The 26,127-nt window shown below is 34.6% G+C and carries 22 protein-coding genes; 7 read left to right on the top strand and 15 right to left on the bottom strand.

Annotation, left to right across the window (positions count from 1 at the left end; genetic code table 11):
* Positions 1-173 precede the first annotated feature (173 nt).
* Positions 174-626, top strand: a complete 453-nt coding sequence (locus ACTYA4_RS18880) for a Dps family protein (RefSeq protein WP_443483003.1) — start codon at positions 174-176, stop codon at positions 624-626.
* Positions 627-1,056: 430 nt separating this feature from the next.
* Entirely contained in the window at positions 1,057-1,713 is a 657-nt protein-coding gene (locus ACTYA4_RS18875) for a potassium channel family protein (protein WP_443483004.1), read from the top strand.
* Positions 1,714-1,901: 188 nt separating this feature from the next.
* Here ACTYA4_RS18875 and ACTYA4_RS18870 read toward each other — a convergent pair whose 3' ends face one another.
* The 8 genes from ACTYA4_RS18870 to ACTYA4_RS18835 all read right to left on the bottom strand — a co-directional run bounded on the left by ACTYA4_RS18870 (position 1,902) and on the right by ACTYA4_RS18835 (position 11,570).
* Positions 1,902-2,666, bottom strand: coding sequence for a divergent polysaccharide deacetylase family protein (locus tag ACTYA4_RS18870; RefSeq protein WP_443483005.1), 765 nt, complete (start codon positions 2,664-2,666; stop codon positions 1,902-1,904).
* Positions 2,667-2,752: 86 nt separating this feature from the next.
* Entirely contained in the window at positions 2,753-4,327 is a 1,575-nt protein-coding gene (gene levB / locus ACTYA4_RS18865) for a 2,6-beta-fructan 6-levanbiohydrolase (protein WP_445505842.1), read from the bottom strand.
* A gap of 137 nt (positions 4,328-4,464) precedes the next feature.
* The gene (locus tag ACTYA4_RS18860; protein WP_443483007.1) at positions 4,465-4,716 is read right to left on the bottom strand and encodes a hypothetical protein; all 252 of its coding nucleotides are present in this window, start codon (positions 4,714-4,716) and stop codon (positions 4,465-4,467) included.
* A gap of 523 nt (positions 4,717-5,239) precedes the next feature.
* Positions 5,240-5,953, bottom strand: a complete 714-nt coding sequence (locus ACTYA4_RS18855; RefSeq protein ID WP_443483008.1) for a hypothetical protein — start codon at positions 5,951-5,953, stop codon at positions 5,240-5,242.
* 439 nt (positions 5,954-6,392) lie between these two features.
* On the bottom strand, positions 6,393-7,271 hold the full coding sequence (locus tag ACTYA4_RS18850; protein ID WP_443483009.1) for a peptidylprolyl isomerase: 879 nt from the start codon (positions 7,269-7,271) through the stop codon (positions 6,393-6,395).
* A 506-nt stretch (positions 7,272-7,777) separates the two neighbouring features.
* Positions 7,778-9,022: a S1C family serine protease gene (locus tag ACTYA4_RS18845; RefSeq protein WP_443483025.1), complete on the bottom strand. Its 1,245-nt coding sequence runs from the start codon at positions 9,020-9,022 to the stop codon at positions 7,778-7,780.
* Positions 9,023-9,478: 456 nt separating this feature from the next.
* The gene (locus tag ACTYA4_RS18840) at positions 9,479-10,885 is read right to left on the bottom strand and encodes an ATP-binding protein (RefSeq protein WP_443483010.1); all 1,407 of its coding nucleotides are present in this window, start codon (positions 10,883-10,885) and stop codon (positions 9,479-9,481) included.
* Positions 10,875-11,570 (bottom strand): winged helix-turn-helix domain-containing protein, encoded by a 696-nt coding sequence (locus tag ACTYA4_RS18835; protein ID WP_443483011.1) that lies wholly within the window; start codon positions 11,568-11,570, stop codon positions 10,875-10,877. Before ACTYA4_RS18835 ends, ACTYA4_RS18840 begins: the two co-directional genes overlap by 11 nt.
* A gap of 186 nt (positions 11,571-11,756) precedes the next feature.
* Here ACTYA4_RS18835 and ACTYA4_RS18830 point away from each other — a divergent pair, with 186 nt between their 5' ends.
* Positions 11,757-12,218, top strand: coding sequence for a GNAT family N-acetyltransferase (locus ACTYA4_RS18830; protein WP_443483012.1), 462 nt, complete (start codon positions 11,757-11,759; stop codon positions 12,216-12,218).
* Between the two features lie 69 nt (positions 12,219-12,287).
* Here the strand turns inward: ACTYA4_RS18830 and ACTYA4_RS18825 are convergent, their stop codons facing one another.
* The 7 genes from ACTYA4_RS18825 to ACTYA4_RS18795 all read right to left on the bottom strand — a co-directional run bounded on the left by ACTYA4_RS18825 (position 12,288) and on the right by ACTYA4_RS18795 (position 21,591).
* Positions 12,288-13,277, bottom strand: coding sequence for a Gfo/Idh/MocA family protein (locus tag ACTYA4_RS18825; protein WP_443483013.1), 990 nt, complete (start codon positions 13,275-13,277; stop codon positions 12,288-12,290).
* 334 nt (positions 13,278-13,611) lie between these two features.
* Complete coding sequence (gene qoxD / locus ACTYA4_RS18820) at positions 13,612-13,914, bottom strand: cytochrome aa3 quinol oxidase subunit IV (protein WP_443483014.1); 303 nt, start codon at positions 13,912-13,914, stop codon at positions 13,612-13,614.
* 14 nt (positions 13,915-13,928) lie between these two features.
* A complete protein-coding gene (gene qoxC, locus ACTYA4_RS18815) occupies positions 13,929-14,525 on the bottom strand; it encodes a cytochrome aa3 quinol oxidase subunit III (RefSeq protein WP_443483015.1) in 597 nt (198 codons plus the stop codon).
* Positions 14,525-16,477: a cytochrome aa3 quinol oxidase subunit I gene (qoxB, locus tag ACTYA4_RS18810; RefSeq protein ID WP_443483016.1), complete on the bottom strand. Its 1,953-nt coding sequence runs from the start codon at positions 16,475-16,477 to the stop codon at positions 14,525-14,527. Before qoxB ends, qoxC begins: the two co-directional genes overlap by 1 nt.
* Entirely contained in the window at positions 16,467-17,432 is a 966-nt protein-coding gene (gene qoxA / locus ACTYA4_RS18805; protein ID WP_443483017.1) for a cytochrome aa3 quinol oxidase subunit II, read from the bottom strand. Before qoxA ends, qoxB begins: the two co-directional genes overlap by 11 nt.
* Before the next feature lie 455 nt (positions 17,433-17,887).
* A complete protein-coding gene (locus ACTYA4_RS18800; RefSeq protein ID WP_443483018.1) occupies positions 17,888-19,987 on the bottom strand; it encodes a transglycosylase domain-containing protein in 2,100 nt (699 codons plus the stop codon).
* Between the two features lie 272 nt (positions 19,988-20,259).
* On the bottom strand, positions 20,260-21,591 hold the full coding sequence (locus ACTYA4_RS18795; protein ID WP_443483019.1) for a hemolysin family protein: 1,332 nt from the start codon (positions 21,589-21,591) through the stop codon (positions 20,260-20,262).
* A 1,099-nt stretch (positions 21,592-22,690) separates the two neighbouring features.
* On the opposite strand from ACTYA4_RS18795, the gene ACTYA4_RS18790 reads away from it, so the two are divergent.
* From ACTYA4_RS18790 to ACTYA4_RS18775, 4 genes are all read left to right on the top strand, one after another.
* The gene (locus ACTYA4_RS18790; RefSeq protein ID WP_443483020.1) at positions 22,691-23,254 is read left to right on the top strand and encodes a tyrosine-type recombinase/integrase; all 564 of its coding nucleotides are present in this window, start codon (positions 22,691-22,693) and stop codon (positions 23,252-23,254) included.
* A 23-nt stretch (positions 23,255-23,277) separates the two neighbouring features.
* Positions 23,278-23,784 (top strand): cation:proton antiporter regulatory subunit, encoded by a 507-nt coding sequence (locus ACTYA4_RS18785; RefSeq protein WP_443483021.1) that lies wholly within the window; start codon positions 23,278-23,280, stop codon positions 23,782-23,784.
* Positions 23,784-25,010: a cation:proton antiporter gene (locus tag ACTYA4_RS18780; RefSeq protein WP_443483022.1), complete on the top strand. Its 1,227-nt coding sequence runs from the start codon at positions 23,784-23,786 to the stop codon at positions 25,008-25,010. Before ACTYA4_RS18785 ends, ACTYA4_RS18780 begins: the two co-directional genes overlap by 1 nt.
* Positions 25,011-25,086: 76 nt before the next feature.
* Positions 25,087-26,097 (top strand): AI-2E family transporter, encoded by a 1,011-nt coding sequence (locus tag ACTYA4_RS18775; RefSeq protein WP_443483023.1) that lies wholly within the window; start codon positions 25,087-25,089, stop codon positions 26,095-26,097.
* Positions 26,098-26,127: the final 30 nt, after the last annotated feature.

Raw genomic sequence — 26,127 nt, 5'->3', positions numbered from 1 at the left:
TCTATGAAATATGCAGAATAGTCTATCTATTATAAGGTTTTTATGGTATGTTCAAATTAAGGAAAATTTTTTATTATAATAAAAACTAAATTAAAATAATTATAAATAAGTATTGATTTTAAATTAAAACTTGTTATAATTATATTATCACTTACTTGAAGGGAGCTTTTAAAATGGGATTACAAACAAAAGTAGATTTACAAAAAGAATTAAATGTACAAATTGCTAACTGGAGTGTACTTTATACGAAACTGCATCAACATCATTGGTATGTAAAAGGACCTTTCTTCTTTACACTACACGAAAAATTTGAAGAGCTTTACGATGAAGCTGCAGCTGCTGTTGACGAAATTGCAGAAAGATTGCTTGCGATTGGCGGAAAACCTGTCTCTACATTAAAAGAGTTTATCGAAACGTCTACTTTAGAAGAAAGTACAGAACCATTATCTACAACAGAAATGGTAAAATCAGTTGTAGAAGACTTCAGCCATATTAATACACAATTAAAAGCTCTTGCAGAACATGCCGATCAATTAGAAGATATTATTACAAATGATCTTGCTGTCGGTTTAATTGGAAAAATTGAAAAACATGTATGGATGCTTACTGCTTATTTATCTGAATAAAATGATAAAAGCGAAAGCACCTTGTTCAGCGCCAAAGCTAGACAACTTGAAACATATAAATTCTGATAAGGTTGTCCCCAATACACTTCGTTGTGTATTAGGGACAACCTTTTTTATTTGCAAAAAACTTCCTACATAGTTGAAACTATCCTTCCTCTAACCAAAAAACTAACTGTTTTCTCAAAGTTTGTTGTATTTTACATAAAAAACATTTGGAAAAGTGTTTCTTAGCAGCCTGCATACACGTAGACTCCTGTGGGAATGCGAGAAAGACGAGACCCCACAGGAGCGTATGCGACGAGGAGGCTCGACGCTCGCTAAACGGACGAAGTGTATGCAGGCTGCGAGTTTAAAACAACAATCTATACGAAAAAGGCCTATAATAAAAAGAAGATAATCATAACAATGTTCAAAATTGGAGGCTATTGGGATGAATAAACAATTTGTTGTTATAGGGCTAGGTAATTTCGGAGGCAGCCTTGTAGAAGAATTTCATGAAATGGGTGTAGAAGTTTTAGCAATTGATCAATCTCTTGAAAAAGTGGAAAAATACCAAGGTATAGCAACACATTGTGTTCAACTGAATGCATTCAACGAAGAATCATTTAATCAATTAGGACTACGCAACATGGATCATGCGTTTGTTTCATTTGGGGATGATGTAGAATCCAGTATATTAACTACTCTTATCTTGAAGGAATTAGGCATCAGCCAAGTATGGGTTAAAGCATCTGACAGCTATCATAAAAGAGTGTTAGAAAAAATAGGAGCAGACCGTGTTATTCATCCAGAAAGAGATATAGCAAAAAGAATTGCCCATCATGTTGTATCAGAAAAAATGATTGATTATATTGAACTTTCGCAAGAACATGGCATTGTCGAAATGATTGCCACAAAAAAAATGAATCATAAATCGATACTTGAGCTAAATGTTCGAGCTAAATATGGATGTACGATTATTGGCATTCAAAGAAAAGAAACAACCATTGTATCCCCATCTGCTGATGAAGTTATTTATAAAGCAGACGTATTAATCGTACTTGGCAGTAATAAGGATTTATACCGTTTCGAGAAAGAAGGTTTCTAATAATAACAAGGCTCTATTAATGGGAGAAGAAGTACTCAGCAGACTGAATACACGTAGACTCCTGTGGGAATGCGAGAAAGACGAGACCCCACAGGAGCGTATGCGACGAGGAGGCTCGACGCTCGCTAAACCGGACGAAGTGTATTCAGGCTGCGAGTGTAAAAGCAACATTTTATACGATAACAGCCTTATTTTAATAACTCATATCCGTCTATTAACTTTGACAATGGTACAATAGCAGCTTCTTGTTGGAACACAGGGATGTATTCCTTTAACATATTTACAACGATTGGTCCTGATACCCCGACATGTCCAATTGCAATAGATTGTTCCTGTTTGTCCAATTCACCTGCTAATTTGTTTGCCTGTTTTACAATATACTGATTGGAATAAATATGATCAAAAAATAAATCGTTTTCTAAATATGGGACATGCAGCTCTTCCGCCAATTTTTTCACAACACTATTGCCTGTTGTTTTACTGTCTAAATAAAATAAATTATGTGCTTGGCATTCTTCCAAGACGATGCGCATAACCCGTTCATCTTCTGTCGCTTTTGATCCCATATGATGATTCATCCCAACGGCAAATGGAATACTTTCAATTGCCTTCTTCACTCTTTTTCGTATTTCCTTATCACTTAAATCCGTTGTAATGGCACCAGGCCCTAGCCAACTTTTTTTTCCTTTTTTCGGTTCTAATGGTAAATGAACAATAACTTCATGTCCTTTTTGATGGGCGCGGATAGCATCCTCTTTGCTTGTTGATAAAAATGGCATAATGGCCGCAGTTATTGGAACAGGTAAATTTAACATTTCGTCTGTTCCCTTCATATTATTGCCAAAATCATCAATCACAATTGCCAATACATTTTTATGCACTTTTTGTTCTGCATGTGTATCAGTACTAAAGGAAAATAATACAACAAAAAAGAAAGTAAATTTTTTTAACATTATATCCTCCTCTTTTTTATAGTATTTTCTATCTTGATTTACTTCATGCTATAAAAAAGAGGGTTTAATTAGATTTTGAACATATTTTAATGTTTCTCTTTATAATGGAGATGTTTTATTGACACATTATTAAAATGAGCTGTGCCTCCTTCTGCAAATAAACTTATTCCTTTGTCATCTAGTTCAGGGAATACTTCACTAGAATAAACAATTTTCCCATCATCAACAAACACTTCAATGGATGTTTTATCTACAAATATTTTTAAATGAACATTCTTTTTCTTTTTATCGAATGGTGCTTTTGACTCTAAGAACCGTCTGCTTTCATCAGGCTGTCCAGTATTCCCCCTGTTTACATAAGAGTACCCTTCATCTGCCTTAATGCCGACATCGATATGTCTTGTTTTATCATCAGATTCCCGCAGCCTTACGCCAACATTGTTAAGATCAGACCAGCTTATATCAGCTTCCAATAAATAGCTGTCTCCTTTTGATTTCAACGTCTTTATCTCATCTACCTTTAAGTCTTTATAAGACTCTGTTGATTTCACTATATTATTAAGCATTTGTACTGGCTGTGATAATAAACTATATTCATTATTTCCTTGTTTTTGCAATGTTATTTCACGAACAATAGAATTAATGCCGTTAAAATTTTCTTTTAACGTAGGTGTGTTATTGGCATAGTCCCAATTATTCATCCAGCCTAAAGCATAACGTTTAGTGCTGCTTTGTCCATCATCAAATGTTACCGCACCGTACCAATCAAAACCATAATCTAACCATTTTGGTTCAGCATGATCCGCAATAAATTGTTTGCCGTCGAATTGGCCTATCCAATATGCATAGGTATTCGGCTTCCCATGCGCTTTTCCATTAGCGCTAGCACCTAACACCCATTTATTTGTCCCGTCATCTGCTTGGATTTGAAATAGATCTGGGCATTCTACTATTCCGATATTCTCCGTAATAACCTCACTGATATACGACCAGTCTTTTAAATTATCAGACTCGTAAAAACCAATTTTTTCTCCTTCTGCCATTAGTGCAATCCATTTATTATTTTGCTTGTCCCAAATAATTTTTGGATCTCTGAAATCTTTTTGTCCTGGGTTAGGCATAACCGGTTGATCACTGTAAGAAATAAAGGATTTTCCTCTATCCTGACTGTACCAAAGATATTGTTCCTGCTTCCCTCCATCTGCTGAAGGCTGTGTTACAATCGCAACAATTGCCCCTTCACCAAAACCTGCCGTGTTATTTTCATCGATTACAGCAGAACCACTCCAAGGATCTCCATTCTTATTTGTATATTTTGGAATAGCAATTCCTTCATCCTGCCAATGAACTAAATCTTCTGATGTCGCGTGACGCCATTCAGTGCCATTCCCATTAGGATAGTCGCGGTTATAAAGATAATAGTAGTGAAATTTGCCATCAAAATAGATAGGTCTTTGGGGATCATTTATCCATTTATCAGGCGAAGTAAAATGATAACTTGCTCTATATGTAGGTTTTTGTTCCTTTTGTTCATTAGGCTTTTCCTTTTGGTTAGAATCTTTATCATTTGATTCGTATACTATAATGGCAATAAGCAACAATACAATAAAGGAAAGAATAAACCAAAATACTTTTTTGTGTTTAAATATTTCTTTCTGCAGAAATAAAACCTCCCTAGTTTTTTAACATTTAGTTTCCCGTATACTTATACCATACTTTTTCACATGTTAAAAGGAAAGAAAAAATGCCGATACGAATATCGACATTTTTTTCTTTCCCACTTTTCTTTATTCCATGATTAAACCTTTTGTGAATGTACAATTGGTTTATATTTTCCATTTTCAATCTTTTCAATTTTGTTAAAGTGCATGAGCTTTTTTAATGATGCATTGCAATAGGCAGAAGCATCATAAGGATCTCGACCAACCTTTAAGCCAATTTCTGTTGGACCAATTCCAACACTTTCGCCTTTTTCCTTGTACAAATCACATAAAGCTCTATAAATATTATTATCTTTTTCTGTAATTCGCAGCTTGGAATGTTGTTTCAATATGTATTCCTCCCATGTATTTTCCCCTGATCTCTAGTTGTTTTACTTATGAATTTTTTTGATGTACATGTTCATTTATTTTTCCTTATTTTCCTCCTAAAAACGACTAGATTAAAAATAAATAAAAGTAGAAAAACATTACTATGTTTCCATTTGATAAACCTTCTCACTATAAGAATACTAATCATTGTGAAAAAATAACATGAAATTATGCCTTTTTTTCACAAAAATAGATATTAAGTTTGAGAGAACAACGAGAGAACAACAGACTTTAGGTAAAATAACTTACATTCCTCATGCTACCAGATACGATAAAAGACTTATTTAATTGAATATTTTTTCCTTCTATATACATGCAGATATTAATACGAACTAGCATGAGTTTTCACTGACAACCCGATATCGAATGAGACTATGTATAAATAGAGTCTTACACAATAGAGGCAGCAAGCTAAACCATTCTACAAACAAAAAAATAACCACTAAGCATTACTACCGTGATTATTTTTTCGGATATCCGCTATTAATGATTAAACTTTACATGCCCATTCATTCCAACTTTTTCGTGAAATGGTAGCAGCTTTAATTTTTTCACTTCTTCAGGATAGTTTACCATCATTTCTTTTAACAGCTCTTTTGTTGTTTTATTTTTTGTATCCAGTCCAAGCTTTTCAGCCGCTGTGATGATTTGTTTTTCTCTTACTTCCTCTGCTATTTTCCCGAGCTCTTTTCCCTCTGTTTTAATACCCATTTTTTCTGCTTCCGAATATATGATTTTCTCTTGAACTTCTTTTCCTAGTTGTTGCATATTTTTCCCTTTTGTATCAATACCTAATTCTTTTGCCTTTTTTTGAAGTTTTGCTTCGAATACTTCTTTCATTAACACTCTTATATCTTTATTGTCTGTTTTAATCCCTAACTTTTTTGCTTCATTTTTTATATGCGTTTCATGAACTTCCATTGCAATTTGTTTAATATCTTTTCCTTCTGTTTTTATCCCTAATTTCTCCGCTTCTTTTTTGATTAATACTTCATGAACTTCTTTTTTTATTGTTATATAATCTTTTCCTTCTGTTTTTATCCCTAGACTTTCAGCCAATTGTTTTAAAAAGGCCTGATCCTCTTCATTTGTTTTTTCTCCTGCTTCTGGGGATTGTGGAGCAGCTTGTATCATTCCTCCATGACTAGGTAAAACAAGTCCGACCATACATAATAAGAGTATGAATAGATGTTTCATTCTAATATTCCTCCTAAACTGCCAATTTTTTTCTCCTTTTTATCATTTCCTATATTTAACTAAATATGTAATAATCTTTTGTAATCTACTTTCATCATTAACAGCATAATCATATTTTATTAACATAAGAAAAGGCTCTTTTCGTATAGATTGTTGCTATTTAACCCGCAGCCTGAATACACTTCGCTTTCCGCGGACGAGTGCCGAGCCTCCTCGTCGCTTTGCTCCTGTGGGGTCTCGTCTTTCTCGCTTTTCCCGCAGGAGTCTACGTGTATTCAGGCTGCTCAGTGCTTCAACTATGTTTATTGTTTTTTTCAAAAACAACAAACTTTTAGAAAACAGCATAAGAAAAAAAGAGGCTATCTTAAAAGAAGTTTAACTTTCCTCACTTCTTTAGATAGCCTCTTTTCGTTTTCACGTATGTTTTTAAGTTTGCAGATTACTTATTAAGATAATTTTTGATTTTATAGTCTGCTTTTTTCTCTTCTAACCATGTGCTGTATTCTGTTTTCATTTTTTGTTCTACCAATGCCGCTTTTATTTCTTCTTTATGATCTTCCAACTCTGCCTCTTTTGCCTCTTTATGGCCTGTTACTTTAATTAGATGGTAACCGAAATCTGTTTTTACTGGGTCGCTGATTTCATTGACTTTCATCGAGAATGCCGCCTTTTCAAATGCTGGTTTCATTTCCCCTTTACCAAAATAACCAAGTTCGCCGCCACTTTCTTTAGAAGCTGTATCTGTCGAGTACTCTTTTGCTAAATCAGCAAAGTCAGCTCCATTGTCTAATTTTTTCTTTACTTCTTTTGCCGTTTTTTCATCTTTTACTAAAATATGACTTGCTTCTACTTGCTCCGCTTGTGCAAGCGCCGCTTTATTTTCATTAAAATAGGATTTGATTTCATCATCTGTTATTTTAACTCTTGGTGCTAATAATTTTTTTATTTTTAAATAGCGTACCATTTGCTCTTCAATATCCGCTTTTGACGCATTGTTGGATTTTAATGCAGTATTAAAAGCCTCTTCGCCACCGTACGATTCCATTAATTTATTTAATTCTTCTTTTTTCTCTTTATCCGTTATTTTAATTTTTTCCTTTTCCGCTTCTAAATCCACTACTTTATCAGCAATAAGACTATCAAGAGTGGCTGCTCCATATTGTTTATTTAATGCTTCATTCAATTCGTTTTTGGTGATTTTTTCTCCGCCAACTGTTGCTGCTGCATCATCTTTTTTCACTAAATATACAGCACCTATAACTAAGGCAATTAAAACCGCCCCTAATATTGGTAAAAATATTTTTTTATTCTTTATCATTGTCTTTCCTTTCTATTTTCCCTTTAATTTACTATAGTATGAGTACATGCAATAATATTACCATGAAAATATTACCAAATTATAAACAACTCATCTTTATTTTATTGGGTCTTTTCGTATAGATTGTTGCTTTTAAACTCGCAGACTGAATACACTTTGCTTTCCGTGGGCGAGCGCCGAGCCTCCTCGTCGCTTTGCTCCTGTGGGGTCTCGTCTTTCTCGCTAATCCCGCAGGAGTCGTGCGGACGCCTCTCCTAACCAACATGATGGTCGTTTTCAAACTCTCTATACCATTTTTATCCTACTAAATATAAGGGTTTTACCTATAATTTATATAATAAAACACTTCTTCAGTGGCCTTGCTATACTCCGTGGGGTCTCGTCTTTCTCGCATTCCCACAGGAGTCTACGTGTATTCCGTCTGTTTAAGTACTTCTTCTCCCATTTTTTCACGTAAAAAACAACAAGCTTTGAGAAAACAGCATTTTTATTAAGCTCTTCCCTAACTAGTTCGTATTCGCATTGCTCGCTAAAGTCAATTCTACTGTTTTAGGCTTGCCGTCATGATAAACCTCTAGTTTTATTTTGTCTCCTATTTTTACTTTTGTGTATAAATATTTTCTTAAATCAGATGACCCTTCAAGCTTTGTGCCGTTAACCGAAACAATAACATCTTGAACTTTTAATCCTGCTTTCGCTGCTGTAGAATTTGGATCAATATTTGTTATCATCACACCTTTTGTCACACTATTAGGAAGATCTTCCAAATACATACGCGGTACTTCTTCTAAGCTGGCTAAGCCGACCCCGATATATGGACGTTCCACCTTTCCTTTATCAATAATTTCATTTACAATTGGAATAAGATCATTACTTGGAATCGCAAACCCAAGGCCTTCCACCCCATTTTCAGAGATTTTCAAACTATTAATGCCAATAACTTGGCCGGCTGCATTAATTAAAGCTCCTCCACTGTTTCCAGGATTAATCGCTGCATCTGTTTGAATAACATTAAACTGCCAATCTCCAGCAGAAGTGTTTACCGTGATGCTTCTATCAACTGCACTGACAATCCCTTGTGTAACTGATCTAGAAAAATCTAAGCCAAGTGGGTTTCCAATTGCCCAAACTTGATCCCCAGGTCTTAAGGTAGAAGAGTTTCCAAAATCAATCGTATCAGAAGCATGTTTTGCATCAATTCTTACTACCGCCAAATCAGTAAGTGCATCTGCACCGATTAGTTTTCCTTCCGCCTTATCGCCATTATACAGCGAGATTTCTAAACTATTAGCACCTTCAATCACATGATTATTCGTCACAATATACGCATATTTATCATCTTTTTTAAAGATAACTCCTGACCCAGATCCACTTTGCACATCATCCTGTGAGCTTGGGGAAAATTGATTGGTTTGTTTCTGTAAATTAACAATGCCAACAATTGCTTTTGATGAAGTTTCCACCATATCCGCAATGGACTTTGAACTGTTATTAGATACATTTGCAGTAGTCGTTTGAGCCGTTATAGCACTAGTGTTGTTCGTTTCTATTTTATTTGATAAATCATCGATTCGCTGCTCAACCTTTGCATATTGATCCTGATATAAACCGGTATACGGAATCGTAAAGACCGTTAATGCCGATCCAACTATTCCTGCTGCTAATAAGGAAAAGAAGCCTTTTAATTTAGATTTCTCTGCACCTGCTTTAGAACGCTGCGCTGCCGGTTCTTCAATCGAGACAGCAACCATTTCTTCCGGCTTTGCTTCTTGAAATCTATCTTGCTGCGCTGCCTGTACAGTTGCTTCCCATTCTTCCTTTGAGTCAACTTCCTTGTTCTCATTAGATACGGATGGCTCGTGGCCATCCTGATTCCTTGCAGCCATTTCAGCTTCTGCCTGGTTATTTTCTTCTGCCGTCACTTCTGTATGATTGATTAAACCTTCCTCTTCTCTATTCGTTGCATCCGCTGAAGCATATTCCTTTTTTTTATCAAATTCACTCATTATAAGTGCCTCCTTTATTCATCTATTAAAAACTGTCTCTCCTTCGTAACGACTTTTCGTTTTTGGAGGTGATCAGGCCATTTATTTAATCCTCAAAGTTGATTGTTGCCTTATAGTTACATCATAGCCAGAATATATGAATAAATTATTAATAAACTTTGAAAAGACCTAGAAATATCAAAGAACAAATAGAGACGTCAGCTATTCATCCATAGGAAATATAATCGTAAATTTAGTTCCTTTTCCTTTTTTACTTTCGACAGTAATGATTCCTTGATGGAATTGCACGAGCTGCTTTACGATCGATAACCCTAATCCAAACTCTCCATAAGGTGTATTTGTTCTGGAAATATCCGCTTTATAAAATCTTTTCCATATATTCTCTATTTCTTCTGCTTCAATGCCAATTCCTGTATCCTCTATTTCAATAACGGTTTTGTTTTCTTCCACCCATCCCCGCAGCCAAATCAACCCATTTTCAGTAAACTGAATACTGTTTTTTGTAATGTTAATAATGATCTGAATTAATCGGTCATAATCTGCATATATCATGACATCATCTGTAGCAGAAACGTTAATTTTCACGTTTTTTTCTTCCGCCTGTGTATATAACTGCTCTTGGATAATTTCGAATACCTCTTGCAGCTCAATCATTTCTTTCCTTAACACAATTTGATTGGAACGAATTTTATCGTAATCTAAATTTTCATTTACTAAACGGATAAGTCGTTTTGTTTCCTGACTTACTAAGTTAAGCCCTTTTTCCTTTTCTTGCTCTGGAATCATATTATTATTTAACCCTTCTATCACTCCGCTTATGGTCGTTAAAGGTGTACGCATTTCATGGGATACGTCTGACATAAACTGTCTTCTTCTATTCTCTAATGCATCAATCGCTTCTTTTGATTCACGCAGTTTTCCAACCATGCTGTTAAAATCATCCGCTAATTCCCCTATTTCATCAAAATTTGAGGAAGGGACTTTTACATTGTAATCACCAACTGCAACAAGGCTTGTAGCCTCCTGTAATTTTTTTAACCTTCTTACGTGGATACGTGATAATAAAATACTTAATAATAACGCTACACTAAAAGCAAAAAACACCGTATAAACTAGGTATTTATTGATTTTATTAATCATATCTTTAGAGTCACTTAAGGGAGCGGTAAGGGAGATGACTCCAGCAACCTCCCCATTCACCCAATAAGGAATAGCAACAAGCGTAACCTCTTGATTTCCACGTCTTGTCTTATCTTTAATAATTCTTCCTTGTCCGTTCTTTATTTCATTCCACTCTTTATTTGTTATGGAAAAGTTTCCTCCAACTGCATAAAGCCGATTTCTTTGTGTATCGAACATCCCAAAGCCTATTCCTCTGCTTCCTAAAACATCATTATATTTTACAAGTGTAGATTGATACTCGGCAGGGGATGGATTTTCTTGCAAATCTGATAGTATATTAACACCATATTCAAGTAGTTCCTGTCCTTTTATTTCTAATACCAATTGTTCAACAAAATGAGTAAATACCAAACTAACCACTAAAAAGGCAACAATAATCACACTAATATGGCTGATTAATTGCTGATAAATATATTTAATCCTCATTAATTACCACCGTTTCATCAAATTTATAGCCTACTCCCCATATGGTATGGAAAAAAGGCTGGTTTTCGCGGCCAATTTTTCTTCTTAACCTTTTGATATGAACATCTACTGTCCGGTCATCACCGTAAAACTGAAATCCCCATACTTGATCCAAAATCTGTTCTCTTGAAAAAACTTGTCTTGGATGCTGTACAAAAAAGGACAAGATATCAAACTCTTTTGGCGTCAAATTAGGAATTCGTTTATTTTCAATAAACACTTCCCTCGTCTCTTTATTAACCATCACAACACCATTGGTTTCTTTTATTTCGTCCCCATCTGATTTGTTCAGTCTTCTCGCTATTGCTTTCATTCTAGCAGTTAATGCCAACGGACTAAAAGGTTTGGTTACATAATCATCTGCACCCATTTCTAGACCGAGTACTTGGTCAGATTCTGAATCTTTTGCCGTTAACATAATAATAGGGATTTCTTTATTTACTTCCCTTATTTTCCTACATACTGTTATACCATCCATTCCAGGTAACATCCAGTCAAGTACAATAAGATCATACTTATTTGTTAAAAAATGCTGATATCCATCTAAGCCGTTATGAATAAATACTCCCTCAAAATGATCTTTTTCAAAAAACATTTCGAGCATGGAGCAAACACTTTCATTATCTTCTATTACTAGCACTTTCATATTTGCACCCTACCTTTGCCTTTTATTCATTATTTTCTTCTCATTAAACCGATATTTTAGATTTTTCGCAATCCGTTTTCTATATATTTAAATCATTGTTAATGGTTAGGAAATAATTTGTTCATAATTTCTATTTTTTGTTCTTTTCTTCATTGCGATATACTTAAGAAAAGAAAGGAAAAAACAATGATTATAAAGTTAGATAATAGTGATTTAGAAATAGCAAGAGAGATTTTAGCCATTCAATCAGCCTCATATAAAGTAGAATCAAAAATTATTAATTATAAAGATTTGCCGCCATTAAAAGAAGATTGTTCGAGTATTAGAACATGCATGGAAACCTTCGTAGGATATTACAGCTGTAATCGTTTAGTTGCCGTTATTTCTTATAAAGAAATAACAGATTCTATAGAAATATGTCGACTTGTTGTTCATCCCTCTTCATTCGGCAAAGGTTTTGCAACAAAGCTGCTTCATCATCTTTTACAGAAACAACCAAAACAAATGACCGTTTGTACAGCTGCTAAAAACTCACCGGCCCTGAAATTATATAAAAAATTGGGATTTCAGATAGTAAAAATCTTTGAAGTTGAAAACGGGTTGCAACTCGTAAAATTAGAAAAAATAAACGAAGAGACTGCCATTTAGCAGTCCCTTCGTTTTCGATATATCTATTTACACATATTTCTTTTCATTCCAAATAGATCATTTTCTTGGTTATTGACTATCGGCGGGATAGATAATGCCTGTTTGTTTTCTTGCTTCCTCCATTATTTCCATAACAGCTAAAGATACTTCATGCGAATTAATAGCAGATTCTACTTTTCCAGCTTTAATTAATTCGATAAATTCTTTTGCTTCGTAATACATCGCTTCTTCTTTTTGCGGTTGTGTTACGTCTTCCTTTTCGCCATTTCGATAATAAATATTCACTTTTTGCGGTGTGTTTATTTGATCCAATAAAATATTTCCCTCTTCTCCTTGTATTTCAGAAGGGATATAAGAATTGGTGATTTTTGAATACATCATAATAATATCCATATCTTTGTAGCTCATTATTATGCTTCCTTCACCGTCGACACCTGTCTCTAATAAATAACTAGATGCTTTAACGGATAAAGGTTTGCCAAATAAATAAACCATTGGATAGATGCAGTAAACGCCAATATCCATTAGTGAACCATTGGATAGCTCTGGTTTAAATGCATTCAAAACATTTCCTTCTTTATATGCATCATAGCGGGAGGAGTATTGACAATAACTCACAAATGCACGGCGAACCTTCCCAATTTTATGCAAATTCTTTTGGACGATTTGAAAATTTGGCAGCATCGTTGTTTTTAATGCTTCCATCAATAAAACATTATTCTCTTTTGCTGCAGAAATCATTTCCTTTAATTCTTTTACTGTTGATGCAATCGCTTTCTCACAAAGGACATGTTTTTTATTCGTTAAAAAAAGTATAGACTGTTCCGCATGAAGAGAATTAGGGCTTGCAATATATACAGCATCCAAGCAGTCGCTTTCTGCCATTTCTTTTAAGTCGGTAAATACATTTGCGATCCCGTGTTTTTTAGCAAAGCTTTCTCCCTTTTCTTTTGTTCGTGAATAAACTGCCGTTAATGAAAAATCTTCTAATTGTTTTGCAGCCTGGATAAATGAATCAGTTATCCAGTTTGTACCTATAATACCGAATCGAACAGTCATCTTATTCCTCCTTTTTTTTAAAAACAGTAAGCTTGATATTTATCAATTTCTTCTTTTATTTTGTATACTTTATAAAAAAATTGCAATCATATATATGCAGTTTTTTATACTCCGTCTTATGTAATTTATACTTCCCTATCCCGCTGCCAACATATGCTATTTTAACACTCACTAGTACTACTGACATTCACAACTTGTATAGCGTTTGTAACTATAAAAAAGGTCTAATCTAAACCGACTCACAAGAATATAGCAACTAGCTATTCTAGTAGACGATAATAGATTAGACCTGAAAACATAACTTACTTGTTAATATGTTTTTATTTTATTCTTATTAATAATGCACATGTCCTGATGTCATTACCCAAATAGTACCTGCTGCTACGACAATGGCACAAAAGAAAGCATACACAATATTAATCACTTGAACTTTTCCTTCTCCTTCTGTTAAGTGCATAAACATAACCAATTGAAGAAGAGCTTGGATTACTGCTAAAGTACCAATAATCCACATGATCGTTTTAAATGGTAAATCAGTATATTTCGCTCCTACTGCTGCAAATGTAAGCAATAAGGAAACGATAAATCCTGCAATATGTCCGATTGGAAACTTTTCATTTTCATGATTTTTCGCCATTTATTACACCACCCTTACATTCTTGCTAAATAAACGAATGTGAAAATAAAAATCCACACTACGTCTAAAAAGTGCCAATATAAACTTATAATAAATGTTTTACGAGCAGTAGTCGGCGTTAAACCGTGTTTTAGTATTTGCATGATTACTAAAATAGCCCATCCAATACCCATTGACACATGCAGTCCATGTGTACCTAACAAAACAAAGAAGCTAGAAAGGAACGCACTTGTTTGCATCGTTGCTCCTTCATGAACATAGTGAATAAATTCATTCACTTCAAAAAACACGAAGCCAGCACCAAGCAATAAAGTGATTGCCAACCATGTGATTAACCCTTTTACATTATGACGGCGCATTTGCCAGATTGCGATTCCACAAGTAAAACTACTTGTTAATAACAGCAGTGTTTCGATCATGACATCCTTCATTTTAAAAAGTTCTTTAGGAGTTGGGCCTCCAGCAAAGTTATTTGCCAACGAACCGTAAGCTGCAAACAATGTTGCAAATAATACTACCTCAGCACCTAGGAAGATCCAGAAACCTAGAATATTCAAGCGGTTTTGTTCCGTTTGATACTCTAACGGTAAAGATGTATCTACTTTAGCCATTATTTCTCACCTCTCCATGCACGTTCCGTTTTCTTAATTTCATCTATCTTCACATGATAGCCATCATCATAATCAAAGGAACGCAGAATTAATCCTACAAAAATACCGATACTTGCAATTGCCGCGAGTAGATGCCATTCAAATATCATAAAGAATCCAACTGCACCAAATACGACACACATATAAATTGGCAGCCATGAATTGCTCGGCATATGAATTTCTTTTAACTCATCTTCTTTTAACACTAAACCTTCATTATTCTTTTTCATATACCAGAATGCATCTAATGATTTTACTTCTGGTTCTTGTGCAAAGTTATAGAATTGAACAGGTGAAGCTGTATGCCATTCTAACGTTCTTGCATTCCATGGATCAGTAGAAATATTTCTGTCTGCTTTACGTGCACTATAATAAATGTTATAGCATAATACAGCAAAACCAGCTGCTAAAATAAGAGAACCTATTGCTGATAATAAGAATAATGGAGCAAATCCAGATTCAACTGAGAATGTATAAGAACGTCTTACTGCACCTTTTAATCCTAAGAAGAACATTGGCATAAACGTCAAATTAAAACCAATATTAAATAACCAGAAATGCCATTTTCCTAAACGTTCGTTTAATGCATGACCGAACATTTTTGGCCACCAGTAATAGAAGGCAGCAAATACTGCATACACTACACCAGGAATTAATACATAATGGAAATGCGCCACTAAGAATAATGTATTATGGTATTGATAGTCAGCCGCAGCCATTGCAAGCATAACCCCAGTTACCCCACCAATTGTAAAAGTCGGAACAAATGCAAGCGACCATAACATTGCCGTTGTGAATTGAATGCGACCTTTTCTCATCGTAAACAACCAGTTAAATATTTTAACTCCTGTAGGTACTGCAATTAACATCGTCGTAATCGAGAATACAGAGTTAACAACCGGACCTGAACCCATTGTGTAGAAATGGTGAACCCAAACTACCATACTTAAAACTGCAATCCCAACAATTGAGATAATCATAGATTTATAACCATATAGCATTTTTCTAGAGAATGTCGAAATAATCTCTGAAAACATACCGAAAGCCGGTAATATAACAATGTAAACCTCTGGATGTCCCCATAACCAGAATAAGTTATTCCATAACATCGCATTTCCTCCACCAGAAATGGTAAAGAAATGTGTTCCAAACAAACGGTCAAATGTCATTAATGCTAATGCAACCGTAAGAATCGGGAATGCAAAAACGATAATAATATTTGTGATTAATGCTGTCCAAGTGAACATTGGCATTCTCATTAATGTCATGCCTTTTGTACGCATTTTTAAAATCGTAACAACAAAGTTAATACCCGTCATTAATGTACCAATACCTGCAATCTGCAAAGCAATTGCATAAAAGTTATTTCCAACGCCTGGTGTAAATTCTTTACCTGCTAACGGGAAATAAGATGTCCAGCCTGCATCAGGCGAACCACCAATAACGAAAGAAATATTAAATAACATCGCACCACTAAATGTTAGCCAGAAGCTAAGCGCATTTAACTGTGGAAACGCTACGTCTCTTGCACCAATTTGCAAAGGCACAACAACGTTCATTAATCCGATTAACGCAGGCATTGCCATGAATAAAATCATGATAACACCATGTGTTGTAAATACTTCATTATAATGCTGTGCATTTAAAAATTTCATATCCGGCGTAGCTGTTTGCGCCTTCATCATTAATCCGTCGACTCCTCCACGGAAAAACATCAAGACAGCAACGATAATATACATAATCCCAATGCGCTTATGATCAACTGTTGTAATCCATTCATCCCAAAGGTACTTCCACTTCTTTAAATATGTTATCCCAACAACAGCACCAATCATTGTAAGAAGTATGCCGATTTGAGCGGAAAGAATCAATGGATCACCTGTAATAACAATATCTTCCCATTTAATGTCCATGATGTTTATGTTCACCTCCGTCAGATTCTTTACCATCTGTACCCTTTACATTTTCATTAGTAAAAGTTTTTCCTTGATAGCCATGCACTCTATATAGCTCAGGGTTTAAATAGTAATTAGAGTCGCCGCCTTTTCCATGATTAATCCATTCTAAATGAGTATTAGAGAATGTCATACGACCTAGATGAGTCGGCTTTAAAATTTCTTTATACTTATCTTCTGTAAGCTTCGGCGCAGTATCTTTTACTTCTTGCACCCACTTATCGTAATCTTCTTGAGTTTTCGCTTCTACATCAAACTGCATTTCTGCATAGCCTTGACCATTAAAGTTGGTATTTTGCCCTAAGTATGAACCTTCATTATCTGCTACAACATATAAATCCGATTCTGCACCATACATTGTATACTTTTGACCAGCAAGTGCAGGAATCCACATTGACTGCATCGTTCCAGCAGAAGTTAATTTAAATTCAACTGGCACACCAACAGGTATATTTACATAGTTAACTGTTTCAATGCCTTCTTCTGGATAACTGAAAATCCATTTCCAGTCTGCTGAAGTTACATTAATTACAACAGGTTCTTTATCTTTATAATCCTTCGGTATCTCTTCTAAAGCGTAGATTGTTTTTACCGTAGGAATTGTTAATGCAATAATAATTAAAAGTGGTATAACTGTCCAGATAATTTCAAGCAATGTACTGCCATGTTCTTCTGGTGGTTCATAGTCTTTATTTTCTGGCTTCTCACGATATTTCCAAACTATATAACCAAATAATGCAAATACGACAATACAAACAATTGCCATAAATACGATGGACCAGTTAATTAAGTCCATGATGCTTTTTGCTACAGGCCCTTGTGGATCAAATACGACCATTGATTCGCACCCACTTAGAATTAAGATAGGAACGATGCTTAAGAGCGATAATAAAAAGCCCTTTTTCGCCTTCATTTTGTACAGCTCCTTCCAGTTCATGTTAAATGTTAAAATATTCACAGAATGTTCGAAATTTAGCCATAGAACATTCACTTTCATAAGGTAAAATATCTATTATTACTACCTGTATGATAATAACACATCTGCAATATTGTAAATGTGACAAAATTCGTAAGGATAAAATTACCAATTCACTCTACTCAGATGCCCTTATACCAACTAAATTATTATAGCAGATGAAACTATGAAATGCTATTTTCATAGAGGAAAAAATTTATCAAGAAAACGATTACAATCTTGTAAGTTCAGTAGTTTTTCTCCAACTTTTAAGAAAAAGCATGAAGATTCTCTCCCTAAAACTCCAATAGTATCTACTACTATATTTATTTATTAAATTTTATGCTATTAGTTTTATCACACCTTTTTCAAAATAAGCATCCCAAAATCACACTTTAGGATGCTTATTCTTTTTAGTTCCCAATTATTTCTTTCACCTTATTTTTTACTTTCTCATTTGCATTTTTTGCGTCTTTTTTCATCTCTCCAACTACTTGATCCCAATCCCAGTTTGAAGATTTCTCTTTAATTGTTTTTTCCATTTCCTTCGCTGTTTCTTTTATCGCTTTTTTTGTATCTTCTAGACGCTGTTTCTTTTCTCCATCATTTTTTAATTGATCACTAACTGATAATACGTGGAAATTTTCTGGCTCTACATATTGGACAGCCTGATCCATCATTGTTTTAAAAATAGGGACAACATCCCCTGAGCTTTTACTTTGCAAATAATGCGTTCGGTCTGTTTTATCATACCCTAACCACATGGCGCCAACCAAGTTCGGCGTATATCCGACAAACCATTGATCTTTTGTACCGGAAACGTTAGGAAATGGCAGTTGTGTGGAACCTGTTTTTCCGGCAATTTGAAATCCTGTCACTTTAGCTCCTTGCCCCGTTCCTGACTTTATCACGTCTAATAACATGGAGGTAATATCATCTGTTACTTTTTTTGAGGTAACGTTTGTTGATATCGGTTTATACTCTGCTAATACATTGCCTGTAGGCCCGACAATTTTTGTTATTAAATGACTCTCCATTCTTACTCCTTCATTTGGAAAGGTGGAATACGCTTCTGCCATTTCTAACGGTGAAACACCTTTACGCATTCCGCCTAAAGCGATGCCTAAATATTCATCTTCTTTTTCTAATGGAATGCCAAAGCGTTCTAAAGAATTCAACCCATTCTTCAAACCTATTTGATCTAATAACCAAACAGCCGGTACATTTAATGATTGCTCCAATGCTTCATACATCGGAACTTCACCTTTATATGTTTTAGTGAAATTCTGGGGCTTATAATCACCCTTTTTAAAAGGTTTATCCTGCAAAATTGAGGTTGTTTTATATCCTTCTTCTAATGCAGGTGTGTATACAGCTAAAGGTTTTATTGTTGATCCAGGCTGTGCCTGTATTTGTGTCGCTCTGTTAAAACCACGGAAAACATGTTCTCCTCTGCCTCCAACCATACCTCTTACACCGCCAGTTTCCGGATCCAATAATACAGCTCCTCCTTGCACTAATGTGCCATCCGAGCTCGATGGGAATAATGAATCTCTTGCAAATGTTTTCTCAAGGGTTGCCTGCAAATTTTGATCCATTTCGGTGTAAATTTTATATCCTCTTTTTAATAACTCATCCTGTGTTAGTCCATATTTAGATATTGCTTCGTCTATTACTGCATCAACAAAATAAGGATACTCTCTTTTAATAAATGTTCCTCCGCCATCTTTTAGCGTTATTTTTTCAGCTAATGCTTCTTTATACTCCTCATTTGTAATTATTTGCTGCTCTTTCATTTTACGTAATACAACATTCCGCCTTTTTACAGCACCATCATAGTTTTCGTATGGATCTAAAGCAGACGGTGCCTGCAATAATCCTGCAAGCAGTGCAGCCTCGCTTATTGAAACGTCTTGAATATTTTTATGAAAATATTTTTGAGAAGCAGAACTGATTCCCCAAGCCCCACTGCCAAAATAAACATGATTTAAATACATTTGCAGAATCTCATCTTTTTTATAATGTTTTTCAATCTCTACTGCTAAAAACAACTCTTCTGCTTTACGTTTGTATGTTTGCTCCGATGAAAGCAATGCATTTTTTGTTAACTGTTGTGTAATCGTACTTCCTCCGCCTGTTATTCTTCCGGCAAGCAGATTTTTAAAGAAGGCGCGAGCAATTCCTTTTACATCAAAACCATGATGCTTATAAAACCTTTCATCCTCGATTGCGACAACTGCTTCCGGGACATAATCCGGCAAGTCTTTTAATGTTATTGCTTCCGTTCGATCCGTTTTTATCTTTGTTGCTTCTTCTCCATTTTTATCATATATAACTGCAGCTTGGCTAAGACCGGCTTTTAATGAACTAACATTGGCCTGAGAAGCTAAATACGTAAAATATAAAATGGAAAGTAGAACAACTAATAAAAGGACTAAGAGGGCAATTTGCGTGATATGTCTTCTTTTCCAAAAACAACGGATATTCTTTAAATAGGGGTTTATTTTTTCCATTCAACTATCTATCCTTTACTTTTTATCTTCATGCTTCCTAATGAGATGACACATCACTTTTTCTATTCAGCAAAACAGAGACGTTTTCTAAAAAAACTATATGCTCTTTTTTCCATAAATTCAAGAATTAATCTTTTCCATTATTATTTGTTTCTTTTTTTCATTTAGTCCGTTATTTTAAAGAGCAAAAAAGCTGCCGAAAAGGATTGATACCTTTTGGCAGCTTTTTTAAATGGCTGAGGTTGTTGCTTTTAAACTCGCAGCCTGATCTGTTATTCTCCTGCTTGAACTTCTGCGTACATTGGATTATTTTCATCAAAACTTTTCATTATTTCAATAAAATGAATATGATGTTCTTCGATACTTTTTAACCTGAAGACATAACCTTCCTCTATAATTTCTTCGCCTTCTACTGCATCAAAGTTATTCGTTAAGAACCATCCTCCAATTGTATCGACTTCTTCTTCTTCTAAGTTTGTTCCAAGAAGGTCGTTTACTTCGTTGATTAAAACTTTTCCGCTTACAATGTAATGGTCTTCATTCATTTTTCGGATATCTGCCACTTCATCCTCATCAAATTCATCACGGATATCTCCAACTATTTCTTCTAAAATATCTTCGGCTGTCACTATACCTGAAGTTCCACCGTATTCATCAAGTAAAATCGCCATATGCGTTCTTTCTTTTTGCATTTTAATCAGCAATTCACGAATAGGAATCGTTTCAATTACCCGAATAATTGGTTTCATATATTCTTCCACTTGAAGTTGGTCCTTATTTTGAATTTTAGCTGTTAAAAATTCTCTTATATTGATTAATCCTAATACATTATCTTTATCTCCATTTACTACTGGATATCGAGTATAATTTTCTTCTTCCAAAATATTCATTATCTCGTCAAAAGTATGATCAATATTAATGGTTACCATTTCCGTACGAGGAACCATAATTTCTTTTGCTATTCTTTCATCAAATTCAAAGATGTTATTTACATAATTTAACTCATTTTTATTAATTTCTCCACTTTTATAACTCTCAGACAATAAGATCCGCAGCTCTTCTTCTGAGTGTGCCAAATCATGCTCTGACGCTGGTTTTAGTCCAAATAAACCTGATAATACTCTAGCCGAACCATTTAACAGCCAAATAAACGGATATAGAATGCGATAAAACAAAATAATTGGCGGAGAAAATAGTAGAGTAACCGATTCAGCTTTTTGAATAGCTACTGTTTTTGGTGCTAATTCTCCTACAACTACATGAATATAAGTAACAACAAGAAATGAAATAATGAAAGAAATAAGATGAGAAACAGATTCAGACAGCTCGAATTGTTTAAATAGTGGTTCTAATATAGCAACTACTGTTGGTTCCCCTATCCATCCTAACCCTAAAGCAGTCACTGTTATTCCGAGCTGACATGCAGATAAATATTCATCTAAATGAGTTGTTACTCTTTTAGCTGCTAATGCACCTTTTTTCCCTTCAGCAACTAATTGATCAATCCTAGAGGTTCTTACCTTTACAATCGCAAACTCTGTTGCAACAAAAAAACCTGTTAATGCTATTAAAATGACAAACAAAAGCAAATTAAAAATTTCCAATAACCAGCCTATAAAAGGCTTACACCTCCTGATATTTTAAAACAAATTTAATTTAACAGAAGCAACAAAGTTTGTATTAGAAAAATACTATTAGACATAGTATTTGTAACTTCCCTTTTTTTATGTTCTACAATAAGTATTTCAGTTCTTAATTATAAAGGTGGTGGTTATATCCATTGAAGATAATTATTATCTGTTTACATGCTTAAATGAAATTTGCTTGTTTATCCACTTTTATAATATTTTGCACTAGAACGTTCAGCTTAGCAGAAGACCAAGGGTTGTTTAACAAACAATGGTTTACTTTAGTCACATCTGTTATTCTTGCTGCTTCTCCATATATTAATTTCACATCCCCATGGTTTCACCCCTAATCATCACGTTTTAGTATTACCATTAAATTATATAGGCTTCACTTCACTATATTCAAGAAAAAAACTTTATCCTTATCTTTTTGAGAGGCTGTTTTCGTATAGATTGTTGCTTTTAAACGCGCAGCCCAAATACACTTCGCTTTCCGTGGGCGAGCGTCGAGCCTCCTCGTCGCATACGCTAAGGTCACTGAAAAAGTGGATGCTATGAAATAAAGATAGTAACAATCCAAGCAATCCGAGGTTTTCGTTCGGTTTTCCGAGGCTTACCACACGCTTTCCGCGGGGCGAGCGCCGAGCCTCCTCGTCGCTTTGCTCCTGTGGTCCTGTGGGGTCTCGTCTTTCTCTCTAATCCCGCAGGAGTCGTGCGGACGCCTCTCCTAACCAACATGATAGTCGTTTTCAAACTCTCTGTACCATTTTTATCCTACTAAATATAAGGTTTTTACCTATAATTTATATAATAAAACACTTCTTCAGTGGCCTCGCATACGCTCCTGTGGGGTCTCGTCTTTCTCGCATTCCCACAGGAGTCTACGTGTATTCCGTCTGCTGAGTACTTCTTCTCCCATTTTATTACGTAAAAACAAAACTTTGAGAAAACAGCCTTTCAAAAACCCTTACATCATATTAATTGACGTTTTTATTGAATCCATTATAATTAACTTATGTTACTCATCACTTGATATTCACCATAATGAGTAACATAAATAAAAGGAGATGCTTACATGGAATTTGTGGAGGCAATAAAAGATATTAAACAAATTAACAGCATGAAGCGGTATTTAAAAAAGATCTCCGAGAGAGATTATCTACTATTTGTTTTAGGCATTAATACCGGATTAACCATTACCGAACTTTTGGATATTCGTGTTAAAGATCTTTTTAACGGAAAAACTATTAAAGATTTTTACAAAATAAATAAAGATCACTGCAAAGAAGAAAATAACATCTATTTAAATCAAAAAGTTCAAAAAGCGATCTTGCATTATGTGCAAACGACTTGTTTAGCACAAGACAACTATTTGTTTCAGTCAAAAAAAACAGATCATCACATAAGCAGGCAACAAGCATATCGAATTATTCACCAAGCTGCAGAAGCAATCGGGCTGGAAGCAAAAATCGGCACTCACTCTATGCGCAAAACATTTGGATACCATGCATATAAACGTGGTGTTGCGATATCTTTGCTGCAAAAGCGTTTTAATCACTCTACAAAACAAGAAACATACAACTTCTTAGGAATAACAAAAGAGGAACATTCGATTCCACGAATTGACGTTAATTTATAAGCCATTTTTAGGAGGATATACAGATGAACATTAGAGAAATTGCATTACCAGGTATTGGACAAAAGTATGAATTAGTTACAAAAAACAATGATAAAGTTGTCATCGTTATTCATGATGACGGAAGAAGAGAAGTGTTTCATTTCGATGACGATGATCATGAAGAGAGTATTTCTTGTGTTGTATTTAATGATATAGAATCAAGACAAATTGCAGGTATTTTAGGCGGCATGGCATATAAGCCTAAAGCATTGGAAACAATAGAAGTCGCTTTTAATGATTTAATAATCGAATGGTATAAAGTAGAATCTGGATCAAAAGTAGTCAACCAAACAATCGGAAATAGCGATATTCGCAATAAATATAACGTAAATGTGATTGCCATCATGAAAAAAAATACAGAAAAAATGTTAAGCCCTGGACCTGAAACAGTTATTGAAGCAGGAGATACATTAGTAATTTCTGGAGAAAGACAATCGCTTAAAAAGCTTATTTTAGAACTTCTTTCACGAAATGCCGGAGGTGAAACTTAATGGATCATTTAGTATTTGAAGTAGGAACCGCACTACTTCTTGTAGCATTGGCTGCAATCGTTGCGGGTAAACTAAAATTTTCCATTATCCCTTTTTTAATAATCGTCGGAATGTTAGTCGGACCACATGCCCCCCATTTCGGGATTATTGATCTACGCTTTATTGAGAGTGCAGAAATTATCAATTTTATGGGTCGCATCGGCGTACTTTTCCTTTTATTTTATTTAGGCCTTGAATTCTCAGTGGGAAAATTAATTAAATCAGGACGTTCTATTGTCACAGGCGGTACCATTTATATCCTTATTAATTTCTCTTTAGGCCTTTTATATGGGGTCTTAAATGGATTCAAAATATTAGAAGTTCTTATTATCGCTGGAATTATCACTATTTCCTCCAGTGCCATCGTCGCGAAAGTACTAGTTGATTTAAGAAGAACAGGAAATGCAGAAACAGAATTAATCCTTGGCATTATTATGTTCGAAGATATTTTCCTTGCCGTTTATTTATCTGTCATTTCTGGTCTTGTACTAGGGGACTCTACCTCTTTAATCGGTACGCTTGTAAGCATTGGTACAGCATTAGGATATATGCTGCTGTTTTTTATCGTCGCTAGAAAAGCAACTCCATTATTAAACAAACTGTTAGACATTACTTCCAATGAGATATTTATTATTGTAGTGTTTGCTTCCTTATTTTTCATTTCAGGATTTTCAGAAACTATTCATGTTGCCGAAGCAATTGGTGCACTTTTGTTAGGGCTTGTTTTTTCTGAAACAGAACACAGTCATAGAATTGAACAAATGGTCGTTCCATTCCGTGATTTCTTTGGTGCCATCTTCTTTTTTAGCTTTGGTTTAACCATTGATCCTTTTGAGCTTGGCGGGGCAATTTGGTTTACACTTGGAGCCGTTATCCTCACCATCGTTGGAAACTTTATAGCAGGAATGATTGCTGGCCGTAGGTCTGGATTATCGCATAAGGCATCTTCCAATATTGGTCTTACTATCGTTTCAAGAGGCGAATTTTCCATTATTGTAGCAAATTTAGGTATTGCAGGTGGACTCCTTCCCATGTTAAAGCCTTTTTCCGCATTATATGTACTAATTCTTGCCATTTTAGGACCTTTATTAACAAAAGAATCTTCGAAAATTTTTCATTTTTTAAATAAAATTTTCAAATGGAAAAAACCGAAACCGGCAAAAAAAACAGCAGAAGACATTTCTTAAATCTTTTTTAGTTATTTATACTTGTTTTTAAGGTAAAATAAAAGAAGATAACATATAAAGATAAGGGGAACATGCTGTGGAATTAGTGAACAAAATAATATCGAGTAAAAGCTTAAAGCGGATTAGCATCTTTGCATTAATCATTTTAGGAATCTATCTATTAAGAAGCATGGTTAATTTAATGCTTTTTACCTTTATACTTTCCTTTTTAATGGATCGATTAGAAAAAATTATTTCCAAAAGAATTTCCATTAAAAGGAATATCATAGTTAGTGTGCTCTACTTAGCTATTATCGGGCTATTATCTTATAGCTTCGTAAAATATTTGCCAATATTAATAGAAGAAATAACTTCATTAATTAGACAGCTCATCGATTTTTATACAAGGCCGCACGATAACGCTGTCCTTAATTATATTGTAAACGCCATTAAAGACAGTGATATCAACAGCTATCTGGAACAAGGGCTCGGTTTAGTTGTAAAATACTTTACTGATATCAGTGCAATTGGCATACAATTTATGCTAGCGATTATATTAAGCTTTTTCTTTTTATTAGAGAAACCACGATTAATAAAATATAAAGAAAATTTCAAAAAAAGCAAAATAGCAGCCTTTTATAACGAAATAGAGTTTTTCGGAAAAAAATTCGTATTAACTTTCGGAAAAGTTTTAGAAGCACAATTTATCATTGCATTAGTTAATTGTATCTTAACAACCATTGGTTTATGGATTCTTGATTTTCCACAACTGCTTGGTTTATGTATTTTAGTATTTTTATTAGGGCTTATCCCAGTAGCAGGTGTTATCATTTCGCTTATCCCCCTGTTAACGATCGGATACACAATCGGCGGCTATGTGTATGTTATTATCATTATTATTTTTGTCTGTATTATTCATGCACTAGAAGCCTATATTCTTAATCCTAAATTAATGTCTTCTAAAACAGATTTACCCGTTTTCTTTACATTTATCGTCCTCATTTTTTCTGAGCATTTCTTTGGAGTATGGGGGTTAATTATCGGGATTCCAGTATTTGTTTTCCTTCTTGATATTCTGCAAGTGAAAAGCATCGAGACCGAAAAATAAAAAAAGGGTGTACTTTGGATTAACTTATCC

It is taken from the genome of Niallia yueguangensis (assembly GCF_052663115.1).
This window is presented reverse-complemented; position numbering and strand designations above follow the sequence as displayed.